An 18126-nucleotide genomic window follows, 5' to 3' on the forward strand; every position below is an offset into this window, starting at 1 on the left:
GGCACGCCAAGCGCTGCCCGCTTGTGCCGCTGTCTACGCAGGCTTGTCGCCCGCTCTTGCCATCGCAAGAGCGGCGGCAAGCAGTACCATTCCGAATACATCGCCAGCGCTAAGCACTTCACCGAAGGCAAGCCAGCCGGTTAGTGCGGAGATGGCGGGCTGCGTCAGGAGAGCGAGGCCAATGACGAGCGGCGGAAAGTTCTTGAGCGAGTAGATCAGCAGCCCCTGCCCGATCACCTGGCTGCTCATCGCGAGGACGACAAGCGGACGCCAGTCCTGGGGCAGGACCGTCTCCCCCAGCATGGCTGCAACAGCGAGCAGGATTGGCGCTCCTGTTAGTGTCGACCACAGCAGCAGCGAGTACTGGCCAAGCCGCTCGCGCGCGGGGCGCAGCATCAAGATATAGAACGCGTAGAAGAACCCCGCGAGGAGGCAGAACAGGTCTCCCACGAAGCTGGCGTGGCTGACTTCCAGCGAGCCTCCCATCAACAGTGCCGCTCCCACCAGAGCGGAGACGATAGCGGCCACTTCGAGCGATCTTGGTGCCCGGCGGGCGGCAATCAGCCCCCAGGCCATCAGGATCACGCTGCCTGAGTTGCCGAAAAGCGAAGCGTTGCCTAGCTTCGTCGTCGCGATCCCGACGTGCCAGCTCGCCAGGTCGAGTGCAAAGAAGACGCCTGCCCCCGCCACCAACGCGAGGGTTCCCCCGGCAACGCGGCGCCTGTCCGCTGGCTCTCGCATCGAGAGCACAAGGATTACGGGCAAGGCGAGACTCAGGCGCCAGAACCCGGCGGCGACCGGCCCCGTATCCGCCAAGCGTACAAGCAACGGCCCAAGCGCGAGCGCCAGGTTAGCTCCCAGCAGAGCCGCCAGATGTGCCGGACTCCACCGGCGCTTTGCACGAATGTTGGTTTCTGCCTCGAGGGGAACGCCGGTCATCCCGGCCCAGTAGCTTGACCGCTGCGGCCTTGCACGCGCAAAGCCACAGCGGCAATCTGGGTCAAGGCAGCGGACGCGTGCTCTTGGCCCGGGTCTTCCACATTGACCAGGCCACTCCGCCGGCGATCAGCGCCACCGTCACACCCAAGCTGGCGAGCGGTGGGAACTTGGCACCGCCCAGCACGAAATCGGCCACCAGGATTTTGGCGCCGATGAAGACCAGCACCAGCGCCAGCGCATACTTCAGATAGTAGAAGCGATGCACCATCGCAGCGAGCGCGAAGTACAGCGCGCGCAGCCCCAGGATGGCCATAATGTTGGACGTGTAGACGATGAAAGTGTCGGTCGTGATCGAGAAGATCGCCGGAACCGAGTCGATCGCGAAGACCAGATCGGCCAGGTTGATGACCACCAGCGCGAGGAACAGCGGCGTTGCCGCCCAAGCCAGTTTGCCGGTCGCATCCGTTACCCTCACAAAGAAGTGGCTGCCGTGATGCTCTTGCGTCACGCGCATATGCCGCGATATCCAGCGGACCACCGGATTGTTGCCTATGTCCGGATCATGGTCGCTCGTGAACATCATCTTCAGTCCGCTGAAGACGAGGAACGCGGCGAACAGCCACATCACCCACTCCGCCTCGGCCACCAGTGCGGCACCGCCAGCGATCATCAAGCCGCGCAGGACAATGACGGCCAGGATACCCCACAGCAGAGCGCGATACTGGTATTTCGGCGCGATCGCGAAGAAGCCGAAGATCATCGATATGACAAAGACGTTGTCTATCGAGAGCGCCTTCTCGATGAAGTACCCGGTGAAGTACTCCATGCCGGCAGTGCCGCCTTTGGCGAACCACACCCAGCCGCCGAAAGCCATGGCTATGGCGATGTAGAAGACCGACAGACGAAGGGATTCCCCCACGCCCATGGCCCGGTCGTCCTTGTGCAGGACGCCCAGGTCAAAGGCGGTCAGGATCAGAACGATGGCGGCAAAGGCAAGCCAGAACCAGGCCGGCGTGCCCAGCCAGTCAGCTGTCAGAAATTCCATGTAAGCGTCCCTTTCACGCGGGGCGCAGGACGGAGCGCTTCATCAGAGACGCCAGCCGCTCGCGTAGCGAGTGCTTTAAGGCTCGCAGGCGAGCGATCTCCAGCGGATCGGCGTTGCGCCGCGACTGCGCCAGGCGCAGCATCGCATCGAGCTTCTGCTGACGCTCGAGCAATAGGAAAAAACGAGTATTCATAGTGGAAGTCCCTATCGAACAGATGTTGGTTCGATCGGGTGAGCCAATGCCCGCGCCAGAGCCCAGGAAAATGGGGGACGAAGGCCCCGGACCCAAGCATCGGTCTCACCCGATGCGGTCCGACATCACGAAGCATTCCGAAGAACGCCGCGCCAGAGGGGCCCGGTCCGCAAGTCGTATCTACAGATGGAAGACACCGGATACAAGCGTAACCGGCCGCCTGAAACGATTTGTCACGCATGCCCATCCCCTCACCTGAACGCCCAGCGCAATGTCTGCGCGACACCGAAAGTGCCCACACGCACGAACGGGCGCTCCAGTGGCGAAAGCCTGCGCCCGTGCATCGCCCTTGCCCATGGCGGCAGCAGATCGACGGCAGCCTGCATGGCCAGCTTGCGAGGCATTTCGGTCAGCCCTGAAGTGACGCGTCCCTTCAGGATGAGATCGGCAACCTCACGCGTGCGTGCGTCCACTCTCAGCTCAGGTTTTGTCGCTGCGATAATCCGCTGCGCCTCAGCCCGGGTTCGCGGAACGGGCGCGGCACCCAGCGCCTCACCAATCAACGCGATCTGTGCGAAGTAGCGATCCTGATCCGCCCGGGACATCAGCGGCTCACTGTAACGGATCCAGGCGTCCAGAAAGCTGCTCGCTTCAGTGACATGCACCCAGGCGAGCAGGTGGGGATCGTTCGCGTGGTACGGCTTGCCCTCGGGAAGCTGCCCGCTCACGTGTTCGTGCACGCGCCTCACAGTCGTTATCGCGGCCTCGGCTTCGTCGCGCTCTGCATAAGTCGTTTTCGCGATAAAGCGGGCTGTCCGGCGCAAGCGGCCATGCATATCCGCTCGAAAGTTCGAATGGTCCCACACACCCGCAAGAACGGAGGGATGGAGCATTTGCATCAGCAGGCTTGCAATCCCGCCCACCATCATCGTGCCCACGTCTCCATGCACGCGCCAAATCACGGATCCACGAGGAAACAGCGCGTGATCGCTGCGAATAACCGGCTTTTCTCCGCGGTCCACGTCATTGAACAGCGATACCACCTGATGGCTGATCGCGGCCTTGAGACGTCCCGGAAGGAAACGAGTGCCCTGCATGGGCAGGGAAACGAACGAGAACACTTTCGGTGCCGCGCTGCTCTTGCGTCGCAACTCACCGGCCTGCGCTGGCTTGCCTGCGATGCAGCTACAGAAGATGCCCCGTGCGATCCCGCTTGGTTGCAAGATATCGCTCGTTGTGCGGATTGGGCGGCAACTGGTGAGGCACCCGCTCGGCGATATGGACGCCTACCGCTTCCAGTGCTCTCACTTTCGCCGGATTATTGGTCATGAGCCGGACCGCATGCACCCCGAGCAATTTCAGCATCCGGGCCGCAACAGGGAAATCCCTAGCTTCTGTGGGAAGACCCAGGCGATTGTTGGCGTCTACTGTGTCGAAACCCTGATCCTGCAATCGGTATGCGCGCAGCTTGTTCACCAGTCCGATGCCGCGCCCCTCCTGCCGCAGGTAAAGGAGTACGCCCCAGCCACCCTGCTCTGCCTCATGTGCCATGGCACGTAGAGCAGCGTTCAGCTGAGGTCCGCAGTCGCACTTGAGCGAACCGAGTATGTCCCCGGTCAGGCATTCGGAGTGCAACCGCACCAGAGGGGCCCGCTCTCCACTTTGCTCGCCTATGACCAGCGCGACATGCTCGCGCAGGTCGTCACGCGAGCGGAAGGCAACGATTTCAGCGTCCTCGCAGACAGTCACCGGCAGATGCGCACGAGAGGCAATCGCCAGGTGCGCCGGATCTTTCCAGTGCGCAAGATCGGCCGAACGAACGGCCTGCGCCTCCTCCTCGATCGCAGGAGCAAACAGGAAGGCCGGCAGGATCCCAGCCAACCGCGCGATTTCCATCGCGGTACAAGCGGACTCCAGCGCGTCGATGTGCTCGGCCATGAAGGGCCCCTTCATGGGGTAGACGAGGTCTAGCGCTGGATCGGCAACGGCGCGCGCGCCAGCCAGGGCGAACGGCTCCGCAGCGCGGATCAAAACGGGCGCTTCGGGCGCGGCAGCCTCTCGCTGGTTCGCGAGCTTCAGAGTCATGGCCCTCGCCGATGAGATAAGCATGCACGGCGCCGTTACCCCCGGCGCGAACCCCGTCTCCGCCGGCAGCAGGGTGAAGACATCGTCCACCCGGATCGGCCAGCCGTGCCGAAGGGCGTCGATTGCCAGCGCGACGCGCCGGGCGGCCGGGGAGAAGACGCCCTCACTCAGAGCGCGAACTCCGTGATGAGAGGCACGTGGTCACTCGGCTTCTCCCAGCGACGGGTCTCTTCCACGAACCGGTGGGCACGGGCCTGCGGCGCAAGGGAGGGCGAAGCCCACATGTGGTCGAGCCGACGACCCTGGTCCTTCTGGCGCCAGTAGCTGCGGTACGACCACCAGGAGTAGTTACGTTCCGGTGCGGGAATAAACTGCCGTCCCAAGTCCACCCATCCGTGAGCGTCGCGAAAGGTGTCAAGCGTCTCGACTTCGATCGGTGTATGACTCACCACCTTGAGCAGCGCCTTGTGATCGTAGACGTCGCACTCAAGCGGCGCCACGTTGAAGTCGCCCACAATCAGCGTCGGCCTCTCGATCGACTCCGCCCAAAGGGTCATGCGGCCGAGGAAGTCGAGCTTCTGACCGAACTTCGCATTCTGCTCACGGTCCGGAATGTCACCGCCAGCAGGGATGTAGACGTTCTCGATAATCACGCCGCCGCCGGGCCCAAGCAGTTCGACGCCAATGTGGCGGGCCTCACCGTTGTCCTGCCAGTCATGCTTCGAAAAGTCGCGAAAGGGGATGCGGCTGACGGTCGCGACGCCGTGATATCCCTTTTGGCCGTGCACGGCGCGATGGATGTACCCCGCCCTCTCGAAAGCTTCGTGCGGGAACAGATGCTCCGCACACTTGATCTCTTGCAGGCAGAGCACATCCGGCGCTTGCTCCGCCAGAAACCGCTCTACCTGATCGATGCGCAGGCGGACCGAATTGATGTTCCAGGTGGCGACGCTGATCATGGAGGGCCTTTAGAAGCGAGGATCCCGAAATGCCAGTGGCCGCGTCAAAAGCCCATCGAGCGGCAGAGGACAATCGCTGATCCCGAAAATGGAAAACCCTCGAGCCGGGGGCAGAGGCTCGAGGGTTCCATTTGAGCGTTCGTCACGCTTATCAGCTAGCTCACCAGGAGGCGTGGGCAACAGGGGGGAAACCCGCCTCAAGCCTTGCTGACAGCCCCTATGTAGGACGCGTTGCATTGCTGCCAAGTGAACGACTGACAGGATCTTGTCGCAACTTGTCGCACGCGCACAACTCGTGGCGACCAGTGGTTTTCCTTCATCGACGAGTGCGCGGACGTGGGTCCGTCCAGCGGAATTCGGCATCCGAAACCGGCATCCCATAGCGCTGGTTGCTGAGCTTCACAGTCGTGCGCTTATTCTGCGAATCGAGAGTAACCCAGTGGCTGAGTTCAAGCCCGCCCGGGGCCGACGCCTTGCGCAAAAAGATGAGGGTGATCACCCCATATTCGGGATGAGAGCGATCGCGCACTTCGACGCTCACGACGTCTGGATTGCCGGTCGGCTTGATCGTACCGAACTTCGCGACATCACGCCGCGGGTCCAACAGGGCTCCCAGCGGACTGTTACTGATCGGCCAGCGCTGAACCTGACGCACCTCGTAATCGATCAGAGTGAGCGACTTGCCGTCACCCACGATCAGCATCGGCACGCCCTTCTGGTACTGAAAGCGGATGCGTCCCGGCCGCTTGAGCGTCAACTCACCGCTGACGGTTTGCCCCGAACGGTCGGTTTGCGTGAAGTCAGCCTTTAAGGTGCTGATTCCGCGCAGAGCTTCCACCACCTGCCCAAGCGAATCTTGCGACTGGGCATAAGCGGGAGCCGAAAACCCTGGGACAGGCGCAAGTGCAGGAACGCAAAGCGCGGCTGCAGCAGCCGCGCCCGCAAGAGTGCGTAGGGTATTGACGGTATGGTTCATGGCTTCCCCTGTGGGATCACAGCCTTGAACCAGCCGTGAACCCTTACTTGATCTTGGCTTCCTTGAACTCAACGTGCTTGCGCACGACGGGATCGTACTTCTTGAAAACCATTTTCTCAGTCGTGTTCCGCGGATTCTTCTTCGTGACGTAGAAGAATCCGGTGTCGGCGGTGGAGACCAGCCGGATCTTGACGGTTGCGGGCTTCGCCATGGCGCTTGTCCTGTTCCTTTTCAGCCGCGCCCTGGCGGCCGCTCAATCTGGTTTGCAAACGATGAGGGCGGCCCATACACGCCGCCCCGCAAGGCTGCGGCCCATGACGCAAGCTGCTCGAGAAGTCAAGCTGCAGGCCGTCCTTCACTCCTCCGGATAATCCGGTATCGGGCGCAAGACGCCGAACTCCTCACGCACAGGGGGATGGCCAAGCGGAGGAAATTCGATCGCAGGTGGCTCCAGTGCCGTTTCGGGCAGCCGATCCAGCAGGTCGCGAATCAGAGTAAGTCGCCCCAGCCGCTGATCGTTGAAATCGACGAGCGTCCAGGGAGCATGCGGAGTGTGTGTCGCCGCCAGCATGGCCTCTCGCGCTGCAGTGTAGGCCGTGTATTTCTCGCGCGCCGCCAGATCGACCGGTGAGAGCTTCCAGCGCTTCAAAGGGTCGCACAGGCGTTCTTGCAGCCGCTCCTCCTGCATCGCCTGGTCGCAGGTGAGCCAGTACTTGAACAGCAGAATCCCGTCGTCCACCAGCAGCTTCTCGAAGGCGGGCGCATGCGCAAGGAAAGTCTCAACCTCTGCGGGCGTGGCGTAGCCCATGACCCGCTCCACACCCGCGCGGTTGTACCAGCTGCGGTCGAACAGAACGATCTCACCGCGGGTGGGCAGATGCTCCACATAGCGCTGAAAGTACCACTGCCCCCGCTCGCGGTCGCTGGGTGCCGAAAGCGCCACAGTTCGGCACTGGCGGGGATTCAACACGTGGGAAATGGCGCCGATCGCACCGCCCTTCCCTGCCGTGTCCCGCCCTTCGAACAGCACGACAATACGTGCTCCGGTCGCGGCAGCCCAACGGGCCATCGAGACGAGCTCAAGCTCAAGCGGCTCCAGCGCGGCCTGATACTCCCGGCGCTTGAGCTTGCCTGGGGTCGGCATCAGGTGCTCAAGAGATAGATGGCCAAGACACCGGCGACGATACGGTACCACGCGAAAGGCGCGAAACCGGATCGGCTCACGAAGGCCATGAAGGCTTTGATGACCACCAGCGCGACTACGAACGAGACAAAAAAGCCGATCGCGATTTCGCTCCAACCCACTGCCCCGGTTCCTGCGGCAAGCGCCTCCCGCGAATCAAGCAGCTCCAGCGTTGTCGCGCCCATCATCGTCGGAACGGCAAGGAAGAAGCTGAATTCGGCTGCGGTGCGCCGCTCGATGCCCATTGCCAGAGCGCCCATGATCGTGGCGCCCGACCGGCTCACTCCGGGCACCATCGCAAGGCATTGGGCTATACCGACGCCGAGACATTGCTTGGCAGGCAGCTCCGCGACTCCCGTCAGCGGCCCGGGCTTGGCGACCTTTTCAATCGCGAGAATGGCAATGCCGCCCAGCACGAGAGCGTAACCGACGATCACCGGAGCGCCCAGCATCACATCGATATAGTCCTTGAGTGCGAGACCCAGGACCGCAGACGGGATGAACGCCAGCAGCACATTGCGCACGAAGCGCACGCTGACGGGGTTAAGTGTCAACAGACCAGCACCGACCGCCCAGAACGTGCGCCAGAACTGCACCACGACAGCCAAGATGGCACCCAGCTGGATGACGATGTTGAACACCTTCCAGGTTCCCGCGTCGTAACCGAACAGCTCCGATGCGAGAATAAGGTGGCCGGTAGAGGATACCGGAAGGAACTCTGTGAGGCCCTCGACGATACCGAGGAGGATAGCGGTGAGGGTCAGGTTCATCGGCGCAAAGACATGCCGTGCCGTCCCGCCAAGTCAACCGTTCAAATGCCGCAGCGCACAACATTGCTGTGGGTGGCCGGCCTTTCGCACGAAAAGCCGGCCACGCTGCTACGCCTTACCAGATGCGGACACGTTCGGCGGGAGCGAGATAGAGCGCGTCGTCCGGCTTCACATCAAACGCGCGGTACCACTCGTCGAAATTGCGCACGACCCCGTTCACGCGCACATCGTTCGGTGAGTGCGGATCGGTGATGAGATACTGCCGCGCCTGCTGATCGCGGATCTTCTGACGCCAGACTTGCGCCCAGGCCATGAAGAAGCGCTGATCGCCCGTCATGCCATCGATGACCGGTGCTTCCTTGCCGTTGAGCGACAGCTTGTACGCGCGATAAGCGAGGCTAAGGCCCCCGACGTCGCCGATGTTTTCACCCATGGTGAGGCGACCGTTGACGCAGGTCTTCCCCTCGTCGAACGGGCAGAAGCTGTCGTACTGGGCGGCCAGCTTGTCCTGCAGCTTCTGGAAGTTGGCCTTGTCCTGAGGCGTCCACCAGTCGCGCAAGTTACCTTCGCCGTCGGACTTCGCACCCTGATCGTCGAAGCCGTGACCCATTTCGTGGCCGATTACCGCTCCGATAGCGCCATAATTCACAGCCGGGTCGGCGGAGAGATTGAAGAATGGCGGCTGAAGGATCGCAGCCGGGAACACGATCTCGTTCATAGGCGGATTGTAGTAGGCGTTGACCGTCTGTGGCAGCATGAACCACTCGCTTCGGTCCACCGGCTTGCCGATGCGGCGCATCTGGTCCTGCTGCTGCCAAGCCGCGGCAGCCAGGGCATTGCCCAGAGCGTCGTTCGCAGAGACCTCAAGCCCCTCATAGGTCTTGTACTCCTCGGGCGCGCCGATCTTCGTCACGAACGAGTCGAGCTTGGCCTGCGCCTCCTTTCGGGTGTCCGCTCCCATCCAGGAGAGGTCCTGCAGATTGGCCGCCATCGCCTTGCGCAAGTTTGCGACGAGATCCTCCATCGCCGCCTTCTCCTGCGGGGGATAGTACCGGGCCGCATAGATCTTGCCGAGGAGTTCACCCAGCTGGTCTTCCACAGCCGAGATGCCGCGCTTCCAGCGCGGACGCTGCTCCGGCTGCCCGCTTAGAACCTTGCCGTAGAAGGCAAAACTTGCCTCGTCGATCTCGGTTGGCAGGTACGAAGCGTGACCCATGACGAAGCGCGCCGCGAGCCAGGCCTGCCACGTAGCGACCGGAACCTGATCCACGAGCTTCAGAGTCGCGGGCAAACCGCCGCCGAACAGCGCGGGCGCCTCTGCGGGACTGATGCCCGCTTCCTTCAGCTCGTCCGCCGTCGGAGGAATCTGATAGCCGATCACGTAATCGGGAGAGACACCGAGCGACTGCAAGAAAGCCCTCATTTCGCCGGGCTGGGCCAGCGCCTCGGCTTCCTGAAGGGATAGTTTGTTATACGTGAGGTCGCGATTACGCTGGGCGGCCCGGTCCCACTTCGCCTGCGCCATTCGGGTTTCGAGTGCCATGACCGACTGCGCCGCAGCCGCAGGGTCGGCATAGTTCAGCTTGCCGAGGACGAAAGTCAGGTAATCGAGGTACTTGGCGCGGATCGCCTTGGATTGATCGTCCTGCTTCAGATAGTAGTCCCGGTCGGGAAGGCCCAGTCCGCCCTGCTTCAAGTAGAGCGCGTAGATCTCGCTCTGCTTTGAATCGGCATCCACCTCGACGCTTAAAGGCGAGGCGTAGCCGGGCTGCGCGAAGAGCGACATCAGCTTGGTAGGCGTGTCGGCCGCGTAGATCTTCGCGAGGTGCGGCTGAAGCGGTGCAAGGCCCTTGGCGTTGATCGCCTCGACGTTGGTGAAGGCCTTGTAGGCGTCAGCGAGCCGCGCTTCGTCATGTCCGGCAGTCGCCCGCTTCGCGCTCAGTTCATCAAGGATCCCGCGAGTCCTTTCGATCGAGAGATCGTCGAGGATGATGAAGGAGCCATAGCGCGCCTTGTCGGCAGGAATTTCTGCCTCTGCCAGCCACTTGCCATTGACGTACTGGTTGAAGTCATCCCCCGGCTTGACGCTCGGATCGACGTAGCGGGTCTGAACGCCGAAGGCGCCCCAGTCGCCTTCGGCAGTCGCGGTGTTCTTAGCGGCCTCTTGAGAGGACGGCGTCTGCTGCGCGGAGAGCGGCGCTGCGGTGAGGGCAAGCGCGGAAAGCGAGACGGCCGCCAGGAGTGATTGAAAACGAATAGCCAAGACCAAGGTCCTTCTTTTCGGCGGAAGCGGAAAAATCGAAGTCACGCCACACGCTTGGGCGTCAATACCCTTCACTTAGGCGCAATAACGCCACAATCCAGTCCCCCGCATGCGTTGCCTGAGGCGCGAAGAGATCAGGAGATGGTGGACACCTGCGGCGCGTCGAACTGCAGCGCCGCGAGGCGCGCATAGAGGCCGCCAGCTTGGCTAAGCTGCTCGTGAGAGCCCTCCTCGACGATGCGACCTTCATCCATCACGATGATGCGGTCGGCCTTGCGCACGGTGGCGAGGCGGTGGGCAATGACCAGCGTGGTGCGGTTCTCCATCAGCCGCTCAAGCGCGTCCTGAACCAGCCTTTCGCTCTCCGCGTCGAGAGCGCTGGTAGCTTCGTCGAGGAGCAGGATGGGCGCATCGCGCAGGATGGCACGCGCAATCGCAATGCGCTGTCGCTGACCGCCAGACAAGCGTGCGCCACTCTCGCCAAGAAAGGTGTCGAGACCGTCAGGCAAGTCGCGCAGGAACGCTTCCGCATTCGCCATCCTTGCTGCGTCCCAGATCGCCTCATCGCTGGCGTCCCACTCACCGTACCGCAGGTTATCGCGCGCGCTCGCTGCAAAGAGAACGCCTTCCTGAGGCACAAGCGCCATGCGCCGGCGAATATCAGCAGGGTCTGCGGAGGTCAGAGGCACTCCGTCGATCTTGATGGTGCCGCTCTGAGGATCGTAGAATCTCTCCGCCAACAGGAACAAGGTCGATTTGCCCGCACCCGAAGGCCCCACAATGGCGACCGTCTCACCCGGCTCTACCACGAGCGAAAACTCGCGAATCGATGCCTGCTGTGGGCGGGTTGGATAGCGGAACGTCACGCGCTCGAACGCCAGTTGCCCCCGCGGAGGATGCGGCAGCACCTGGGGACGCGGCGGTGGCGCGATGACGGGTTGCTCTTGCAGCAACTCCGCGAGCCGGCTCGCCGCGCCGGCGCCACGAACGAGATCGCCGTAGACCTCGGTCAGCGACCCGAATGCGCCCGCCACGATGCCGCCAGTCACCACGAAAGCGGCGATCGTGCCGCCTGTAATGGTTCCGTTGGCAACATCGATCGCCCCCCGCCACATCAGCAGCGTAATCGAGCCGAAGATGAGAAACATGATGACCGCGGTCATGATGGCCCGGATCATGATGCGCCGCTTGGCTGTGTCGAAAGTCCTCTCCACTGCCACGCCAAAGCGCCGGGTTTCGCGCCCTTCCTGGTTGAAGGCCTGAACGACGCGAAGGGCGCCGAGGACCTCGGATACCAGAGCGCCGATGTCTGCCACGCGATCCTGGCTGACGCGGGACACCGCGCGCAAACGCCGCCCGAAAAAGGCAATCGGCAAGATAACCACAGGTATGGCGACGATCAGGCCCAGCGTCAGCTGAGGCGCCAGCGCAAAGAGGTAGATCACGCCTCCGAACGCCATGATCACGTTGCGGAGCGCCACCGAAACCGTGGAGCCCACCACCTGCTCCACAATGGCGGTGTCCGAAGTGAGCCGGGAGGATATCTCCTTGGGGCTGTTCTCCTCGAAAAAGCTGGGCGACAGGCGCAGGAGGTTGGACTGCACGGCCAATCGCAGATCAGCCACTACTCGCTCCGCAAGCCATGAGACGCTGTAGAAGCGCACGGCCGTGCCGACTGCCAGCACCACCACGATCATCAGCAGATACTGAAACCACCGCCCGATGTCGTCCGCCCCACCGCCTTCTGAAAAGCCGCGGTCGATCACGAGGCGAAAGCCAGCAGGTATCGCCAGAGTCGCGGTGGCTGTTACGACCAGCGCAACGCCCGCAGCGGCCAGGCGGCCAGGGTACTGTAATAGCTGTCGCCACACCATCGATAGCGGAGACAGGCTGCGTCGGCGCGGCTCGCCGGTTGTGGCCACACCTGTTGTTTCGCCCTCTGCGGGCGCGGTCTTGCCCGCGGCAGCTCTCATGAGCAGGCGCCTTACAGGCTCGAGTGAGCAAGGGAAAGCCCCGGATACACCCGACATCTGCCTGCCTTACGGGCACTCTGCGCGGCATCTCGCATATGCCGCATTGCACAAAATCTAAACCCGTCCCACATTATGTTCCTGTGTGGCCGGAAATCCGGCCAAGGAGATTTCGAACGTGCTTTATAATGCCTACGAACTTCAACGCACCATGCTAAGCGGGGCGGCAGCTTGGGCGTCTATAGGGGCCGAGGTGCTTTCCAATCCGGCACTTCCGGTGGGCTATTTCGGCTTCGGACCTGTCGTGGCTTCGGCACTCGATGTGTTCGCACATGCAGCAACACCCCGCGGCAAACCGACGTTCGACATCCAGGAAGTCACTGTCGACGAAAGCACGTGGGGCGTCACGGAGTCGATCGTGCTGCATCGCCCGTTCGGCAACTTGCTGCGTTTCGAGCACGAGGGCTTGCCCGAGAATGCGCCGAACCTGCTGATCGTTGCGCCTATGAGCGGACACTACGCTACCCTCCTGCGCGGCACCGTCGCTCGCATGGTGGAGTCCAGCCGCGTATACGTGACGGACTGGGCCGATGCGAAGATGGTGCCGGTGGAAGCGGGCAGCTTCGATCTGGACGACTATATCGATTACCTGATCGGCTTCCTGGAGCACATCGGACCCGGCACCCATGTGCTCGCCGTCTGTCAGCCGTCCGTTCCCGCGCTCGCCGCGACGGCGGTCATGTCGGCAGACGACCATGCCTGCCGACCCGCGACGCTCACCATGATGGGTGGGCCGATCGACACGCGCGAGGCTCCGACCAGCGTCAACGATGTGGCGATGCAGCAGCCCCTCGCCTGGTTCGAGAACAACGTCATCGCCACAGTTCCGCTATCGTACCCTGGCACCGGTCGACGGGTCTATCCCGGGTTCCTGCAACTCGCGGGGTTCCTGTCCATGAACCTGGGCAGCCACCTGATGAGCCACTGGGCCATGTTCAAGCACCTCGTCGCGGGCGACGGAGAAAGCGCCGCCGCGAGCAAGGCCTTCTACGACGAATACCGTTCGGTCTGCGACCTCACTGCGGAGTTCTACCTTCAGACAGTGGAGCACGTTTTCCAGAAGCACTCGTTGCCGAAGGGTGAATTCGTTCACCGCGGCAAGCGGATCGACCTTACCGCCATCAACGACACGGCGCTGCTGGCCATCGAGGGTGAAAAGGACGATATTTCGGGAATCGGACAGACGCGAGCGGCACTTCACCTCGCCACCGGACTGCCTGAGGCGCGCAAGAAGTACTATCTGGCGCAGGATGTCGGTCACTACGGCATCTTCAATGGCAGCAAGTGGCGCAACCGCATCGCTCCTGTTCTGGAAGAGTGGATCGAGACGCACCGGACGGCGCCTCTGGGGGCCCACTCCTGATCGCATCAGGCTCATCGCTGACCACGGGCTAGCAGAGTCGATGGTGAGAGGGGTTCGGCTCAGGCTGGAAAAGCGCGGATAATCCGCTAGCTTGTGGCCATGACAGAAATTCTGGGAAGGCGAGACATTCTGAAGGGTGCTTTGAGCCTGGGCGCGGGACTTACCGCGTCCGGCTGGGCCCTTTCGGCACAAGCGCAATCCGGCAGTACACAACCCGGCAGTCCGACGGATGCTCTGACTTCACGTACGGGTTCGCTGGCGTCGGGCCCGTCCTCGCCCGTTGGCACACCTGAGTACGACCGCCGCATCCTGGCAACTGCCAAGGCACAGGCAGAGCGCGTCGGAGCCAAGCTTTGGCGTACCGATCTGGTCGGCATCGCGGATTTTTCGCGCCCATCGTGGGAACCCCGATTGCACTTCGCGAATCTGGAAAACGGTACGGTGCGATCTTTCCTGCTCGCACATGGCAAAGGCTCCGATCGGGAGCATAGCGGTTGGCTACAGAACTTCTCCGATCTGCCCGGCTCGGAAGCGACATCGCGTGGCGCCTATCTCACCTGCGAGTGGTACACCGGCAAGTACGGCACTTCGATCCGTCTCGTCGGGCTCGATCCGGATAACGCAACCGCCTTGCAGCGCGCGATCGTCATGCACTCCGCCTGGTATGTAGACCGTGGGATGATCGACAAGTGGGGCAAGATCGGCCGAAGCGAGGGCTGTTTCGCCATGAGCCAGCCCGACTTCAAGGAAGCGCTGTGGCACCTGTCCGGCGGACGCCTGCTTTTCGCAGACCGCATCACCTAGCCTGCGCCGGAGGGCCGGATGGAATCGACACCGTTGCGCGCTGATGTTAGGCACGCCTGATGGAAGCCACACTGAGCGGAGCCAAGCGGGCCGAACCTACCGACGCGCGCCAGGTACGCTCGCGCAAGGCCCTCAACGAAGCACTGTTGGCGCTTCTTGAGGAGAAGCCGTTCGACCAGATCACCATTCGCGAAATCAGTGCCCGGGCCGGCACGGGATACGCGACGTTCTTTCGTCATTACGAGACGAAGGAAGCGCTCCTGGGCGACGTCGCCTCAGAGGAAATCGCCGGTCTCCTGGCGATGACACTGCCGATCCTGCGGCAGGCTAACAGCTACGAGTCCACGCTCGCACTTTGCCGGTATGTAGGAGCGCATGGAAAGCTCTGGTCGGCGCTTCTCGCGGGAGGAGCAGCGGGGATCGTGCGCGGCGAGTTCATCCGACAGGCCCGTGAACTCCCCGGCGATTTGCAGCGACCTGACGGTTGGCTCCCCGCCGACTTGGGGGTCGTTCATGGCACAGGCTCCATGATCGACGCTCTCGCATGGTGGCTTACCGTCGGCACTGACTACTCGGATGAGGAGTTTGCCGGGATCGTGCACCGCCTCGTCATCGCCCCATTGGTCGGCGACGTGAAGACTGAGCTTTGAAGAGCCATTGGATCGCGCAACCTGATGAGCAGGAGTGGCTAGATTCTGTGATCCGGCCTATATCGTAGCGGATGCGGCGCGACACCGATACTCAGGCGGATGATGACCTTCTTGCTGGCGCTGACTGGCCTACCTTCGGCTGGAGTGACGACGTGCGGCCGGCGCTTGCTCGGGCCATTGCGCAGGGTCAGGCAGCCGCGCTTGCAACGCTCTACAAGGTAGAGGGCAGCGCACCGCGGGGACCGGGTGCGCAAATGCTCTTCGTCGGCAACGAAGCGACCGGCTACTTTTCCGGTGATTGCATAGAGGGCGACGTCGCGGGCCACGCCCGCCAGGTCCTTGCCGATGGGCAGCCGCAACGCCTGCACTATGGCATGGGCAGCCCCTGGATCGACATCCGACTGCGGTGCGGAGGGGCTCTGCATATATTGGTGGAGCGGATTGCACCTGACAGCGCGTCTGCCTCGCACTTGCTTGCCATGGCGCAACACAGGCAAGTCTGCGTCTGGCGCAGCGACGGCACCATGCAACAGATTGTTGAAGGGGTAGCACCTCTGCTCTCCTTCTCGGACGAGCCTTTTGCCGTGGCTCGCCGCTTCGACCCGCCGCGCCGCCTGATCGTCTCAGGCGGCGATCCCGGCGCTCTGGCACTGGCACGGCTGGGAACGCTGACCGGATTCGAGGCGATCCTGGTTCGGCCTCACGGTCCTGAAGACGCCCCCCCGTTCCCTGTCGCTCAGTACGTGCGGGTTCCGGTGAGCGAGGCGCTTGATCACCTGGGCCTTGATCGCTGGACCGCCTATGTGGGCGCAACTCACGAGGATGAGCATGACCTCGGCGGATGCTTGTCCGCGCTTCGGGGCGGAGCTGGATACGTGGCGATGATTGGCGCCAAATCTCGCGCGCCGGGCCGTCTGGCCGCACTGCGCGATGCAGGAGCCACACAGGAAGAGCTCGCCCGGTTACGCCTCTCACCCGGCATCGCCGGACTGGGCAAAGCGCCTTGGGAGGTCGCCACCGGAATACTGGCCGAGGTGATGCAAGCTCTGAACCCGGCGCAGGAACGCGCTTGAAACTGGCCGCAGTCGTACTCGCGGCCGGTTCGGCGACCCGCTTCGGCAGCGACAAACTTTCGGCGCCGTTCCATGGCGAACCCCTGGTCTTCCATGCCATTCGCGCCGCCCGCGCCGCACCGGTCGAGAAGGTTGTCATCGTCGCGCACCCTGCGCTGAACATCGGTGTGTGGGCGGGAGAGCCTTGTACCGAGGTCGTGCGCATGACCAGTGACGGCCTCTCCATCTCCCTCCGTGCCGGATTGTCTGCAAGCGGCGAGGTCGACGGCCTCTTCGTCTTCCTCGGAGACATGCCTCTGGTGCCGCACAATGCCGCACAACGGCTCGCCGAGAAGATCGGAGATCACTATGCCGCCCTTCCCCGCTACCACGGCACCCCAGGTCACCCCGTTCTGTTGTCCTGCCGCGCCTTTGCCGATGTCCTCACACTGACGGGCGATGCTGGGGCCGCCAAGCTGCTGCGCGCTCGCAGCGATGTGCTGTTTGACGACTGTCCAAATCCGCTTATTCATCTGGATGTAGACCGCCCCGAGGATCTCGGGTGGCTGGCGAGACGCGGGCGGGAAGAAGAAGAATAGAAAAGAGGCCGTGCGCCAGGGACCGGCGGCCCGACCGGAGAGCGCATTGATGACGGATTTCGGCCCGCTGTTCACCCCGTTCCAGCTCGGCAAATTCACCTTGCCCAACCGGATCGTCTTCCCGCCGATGGGATTGCAGGTCTGCGAGGGCGGCATTCCCGGCGACGAGGCGGCCGAGTATTACGCGCGGCGCGCGGCGGGCGGCGCCAGCCTCGTCATGACCGAGGGCGTCTACATCGATCACCCCTCTTCCGGAGATAACCCGCTGCTAGGCCGCTTCCACGGTGAGGATGCGTTCGCAGCCTGGAAGAACGTCGCTGCGAAAGTTCATGCGGCAGGGGGCATCTGCGTGCCCGAACTCTGGCACGTCGGCCTGATCTACAGAGGGCCGGACGTGCTCACCGGGGGGCCGCTCGCTTACCGTCCGGAGCTGGGGCAAGTCAGTCCGTCAGGGTACATCGACCCTCAGAACAAGGTCTGCGAAGAGATGACCCAAGCGCAGATCGATGAGGTCATCGCCGCCTATGCCCGTGGCGCGCGCAAGGCAGTGGAACTCGGCTTCGATGGAGTCGAACTGCATGGCGCGCACGGCTACATCATCGACCAATTCCTCTGGAAGGCGCTCAACCGTCGGACCGACAGATACGGCGGATCCCCTCGGGCCCGCGGGCAGTTCGCTGCGGAGGTGATCCGCGCATGCCGTGCGGAGATGGCGCCCGGCATGCCGCTGATCATGCGGATCTCGCAGTGGAAGATGGTCGACTACAACGCTCGGCTGACGGAAACGCCGCAGGAGCTGGAGGAACTGCTAGCACCCCTCGTCGAAGCCGGTGTCGACTTGTTCGACTGTTCCCAGCGGCGCTTCTGGGAGCCCACTTTCGATGATGGCACGGACTATAACCTCGCGGCGTGGACGAAGAAGGTCACAGGCGTGCCAACCTGCACGATCGGATCGATCGGACTGGATAGCGACTTTTTCGTCAGCCTCGGCGAGGGCAGAGCCTCTGAACTCGACTTGCGCAACCTCGACGAACTGATGCGGCGTTTCGACCGGGGCGACTTCGATCTCGTCGCGGTCGGGAGAGCAATGATCGCGGAGCCAGATTGGCCGAAGCTGGTCCAGGCGGGAAGGCTTGACCGGTTAAAGCCCTTCACACCCAAGGCGCTCGACGAGGCGCTGATAGCACATGTAACGGATTGAAGGTGAAGCGGCCA

The 18126-nt window shown here is 62.8% G+C and carries 18 protein-coding genes; 6 read left to right on the forward strand and 12 right to left on the reverse strand.

What is annotated here, in order from left to right; translation table 11 throughout:
- Nucleotides 1–33 precede the first annotated feature (33 nt).
- The 12 genes from ABUH87_RS04130 to ABUH87_RS04185 form a co-directional block, all read right to left on the reverse strand.
- On the reverse strand, nucleotides 34–939 hold the full coding sequence (locus ABUH87_RS04130) for a DMT family transporter (protein WP_367769960.1): 906 nt from the start codon (nucleotides 937–939) through the stop codon (nucleotides 34–36).
- Between the two features lie 61 nt (nucleotides 940–1000).
- Complete coding sequence (locus ABUH87_RS04135) at nucleotides 1001–1984, reverse strand: TerC family protein (protein WP_367769966.1); 984 nt, start codon at nucleotides 1982–1984, stop codon at nucleotides 1001–1003.
- Nucleotides 1985–1997: 13 nt separating this feature from the next.
- On the reverse strand, nucleotides 1998–2177 hold the full coding sequence (locus ABUH87_RS04140) for a DUF465 domain-containing protein (RefSeq protein WP_367769970.1): 180 nt from the start codon (nucleotides 2175–2177) through the stop codon (nucleotides 1998–2000).
- 251 nt (nucleotides 2178–2428) lie between these two features.
- The gene (locus ABUH87_RS04145) at nucleotides 2429–3274 is read right to left on the reverse strand and encodes an oxygenase MpaB family protein (protein WP_367770341.1); all 846 of its coding nucleotides are present in this window, start codon (nucleotides 3272–3274) and stop codon (nucleotides 2429–2431) included.
- Between the two features lie 88 nt (nucleotides 3275–3362).
- A complete protein-coding gene (gene ribA / locus ABUH87_RS04150; protein WP_367770344.1) occupies nucleotides 3363–4385 on the reverse strand; it encodes a GTP cyclohydrolase II in 1023 nt (340 codons plus the stop codon).
- A gap of 44 nt (nucleotides 4386–4429) precedes the next feature.
- Nucleotides 4430–5221, reverse strand: coding sequence for an exodeoxyribonuclease III (locus tag ABUH87_RS04155; RefSeq protein WP_367769974.1), 792 nt, complete (start codon nucleotides 5219–5221; stop codon nucleotides 4430–4432).
- Between the two features lie 316 nt (nucleotides 5222–5537).
- Nucleotides 5538–6197, reverse strand: coding sequence for a LolA family protein (locus tag ABUH87_RS04160; RefSeq protein ID WP_367769977.1), 660 nt, complete (start codon nucleotides 6195–6197; stop codon nucleotides 5538–5540).
- A gap of 43 nt (nucleotides 6198–6240) precedes the next feature.
- Nucleotides 6241–6408 carry a 50S ribosomal protein L33 gene (rpmG, locus tag ABUH87_RS04165; protein ID WP_147089455.1) on the reverse strand — a complete coding sequence of 56 codons (168 nt, stop codon included), beginning with the start codon at nucleotides 6406–6408 and terminating at the stop codon, nucleotides 6241–6243.
- Nucleotides 6409–6552: 144 nt separating this feature from the next.
- Nucleotides 6553–7341, reverse strand: coding sequence for a polyphosphate kinase 2 (gene ppk2, locus ABUH87_RS04170; RefSeq protein ID WP_367769980.1), 789 nt, complete (start codon nucleotides 7339–7341; stop codon nucleotides 6553–6555).
- Nucleotides 7341–8150 carry an undecaprenyl-diphosphate phosphatase gene (locus ABUH87_RS04175; RefSeq protein WP_367769983.1) on the reverse strand — a complete coding sequence of 270 codons (810 nt, stop codon included), beginning with the start codon at nucleotides 8148–8150 and terminating at the stop codon, nucleotides 7341–7343. The genes ppk2 and ABUH87_RS04175 overlap by 1 nt, the downstream gene beginning before the upstream one ends.
- A 115-nt stretch (nucleotides 8151–8265) precedes the next feature.
- Nucleotides 8266–10413, reverse strand: a complete 2148-nt coding sequence (locus ABUH87_RS04180; RefSeq protein WP_367769986.1) for a M13 family metallopeptidase — start codon at nucleotides 10411–10413, stop codon at nucleotides 8266–8268.
- A gap of 134 nt (nucleotides 10414–10547) precedes the next feature.
- Nucleotides 10548–12386: an ABC transporter transmembrane domain-containing protein gene (locus ABUH87_RS04185; protein ID WP_367769992.1), complete on the reverse strand. Its 1839-nt coding sequence runs from the start codon at nucleotides 12384–12386 to the stop codon at nucleotides 10548–10550.
- Between the two features lie 175 nt (nucleotides 12387–12561).
- On the opposite strand from ABUH87_RS04185, the gene ABUH87_RS04190 reads away from it, so the two are divergent.
- The 6 genes from ABUH87_RS04190 to ABUH87_RS04215 all read left to right on the forward strand — a co-directional run bounded on the left by ABUH87_RS04190 (nucleotide 12562) and on the right by ABUH87_RS04215 (nucleotide 18112).
- Nucleotides 12562–13806 (forward strand): polyhydroxyalkanoate depolymerase, encoded by a 1245-nt coding sequence (locus ABUH87_RS04190; protein WP_367769995.1) that lies wholly within the window; start codon nucleotides 12562–12564, stop codon nucleotides 13804–13806.
- 99 nt (nucleotides 13807–13905) lie between these two features.
- On the forward strand, nucleotides 13906–14610 hold the full coding sequence (locus tag ABUH87_RS04195) for a murein L,D-transpeptidase catalytic domain-containing protein (RefSeq protein ID WP_367769997.1): 705 nt from the start codon (nucleotides 13906–13908) through the stop codon (nucleotides 14608–14610).
- A 59-nt stretch (nucleotides 14611–14669) separates the two neighbouring features.
- The gene (locus tag ABUH87_RS04200; protein ID WP_367770000.1) at nucleotides 14670–15260 is read left to right on the forward strand and encodes a TetR/AcrR family transcriptional regulator; all 591 of its coding nucleotides are present in this window, start codon (nucleotides 14670–14672) and stop codon (nucleotides 15258–15260) included.
- Nucleotides 15261–15331: 71 nt separating this feature from the next.
- Nucleotides 15332–16333 carry an XdhC family protein gene (locus tag ABUH87_RS04205; protein WP_367770003.1) on the forward strand — a complete coding sequence of 334 codons (1002 nt, stop codon included), beginning with the start codon at nucleotides 15332–15334 and terminating at the stop codon, nucleotides 16331–16333.
- Nucleotides 16330–16911 (forward strand): nucleotidyltransferase family protein, encoded by a 582-nt coding sequence (locus ABUH87_RS04210; protein WP_367770006.1) that lies wholly within the window; start codon nucleotides 16330–16332, stop codon nucleotides 16909–16911. Before ABUH87_RS04205 ends, ABUH87_RS04210 begins: the two co-directional genes overlap by 4 nt.
- A 49-nt stretch (nucleotides 16912–16960) precedes the next feature.
- Entirely contained in the window at nucleotides 16961–18112 is a 1152-nt protein-coding gene (locus ABUH87_RS04215) for an oxidoreductase (protein WP_367770009.1), read from the forward strand.
- Nucleotides 18113–18126: the final 14 nt, after the last annotated feature.

The sequence above is a fragment of the Novosphingobium rhizovicinum genome (assembly GCF_040813635.1).
Classification (GTDB): domain Bacteria; phylum Pseudomonadota; class Alphaproteobacteria; order Sphingomonadales; family Sphingomonadaceae; genus Novosphingobium; species Novosphingobium rhizovicinum.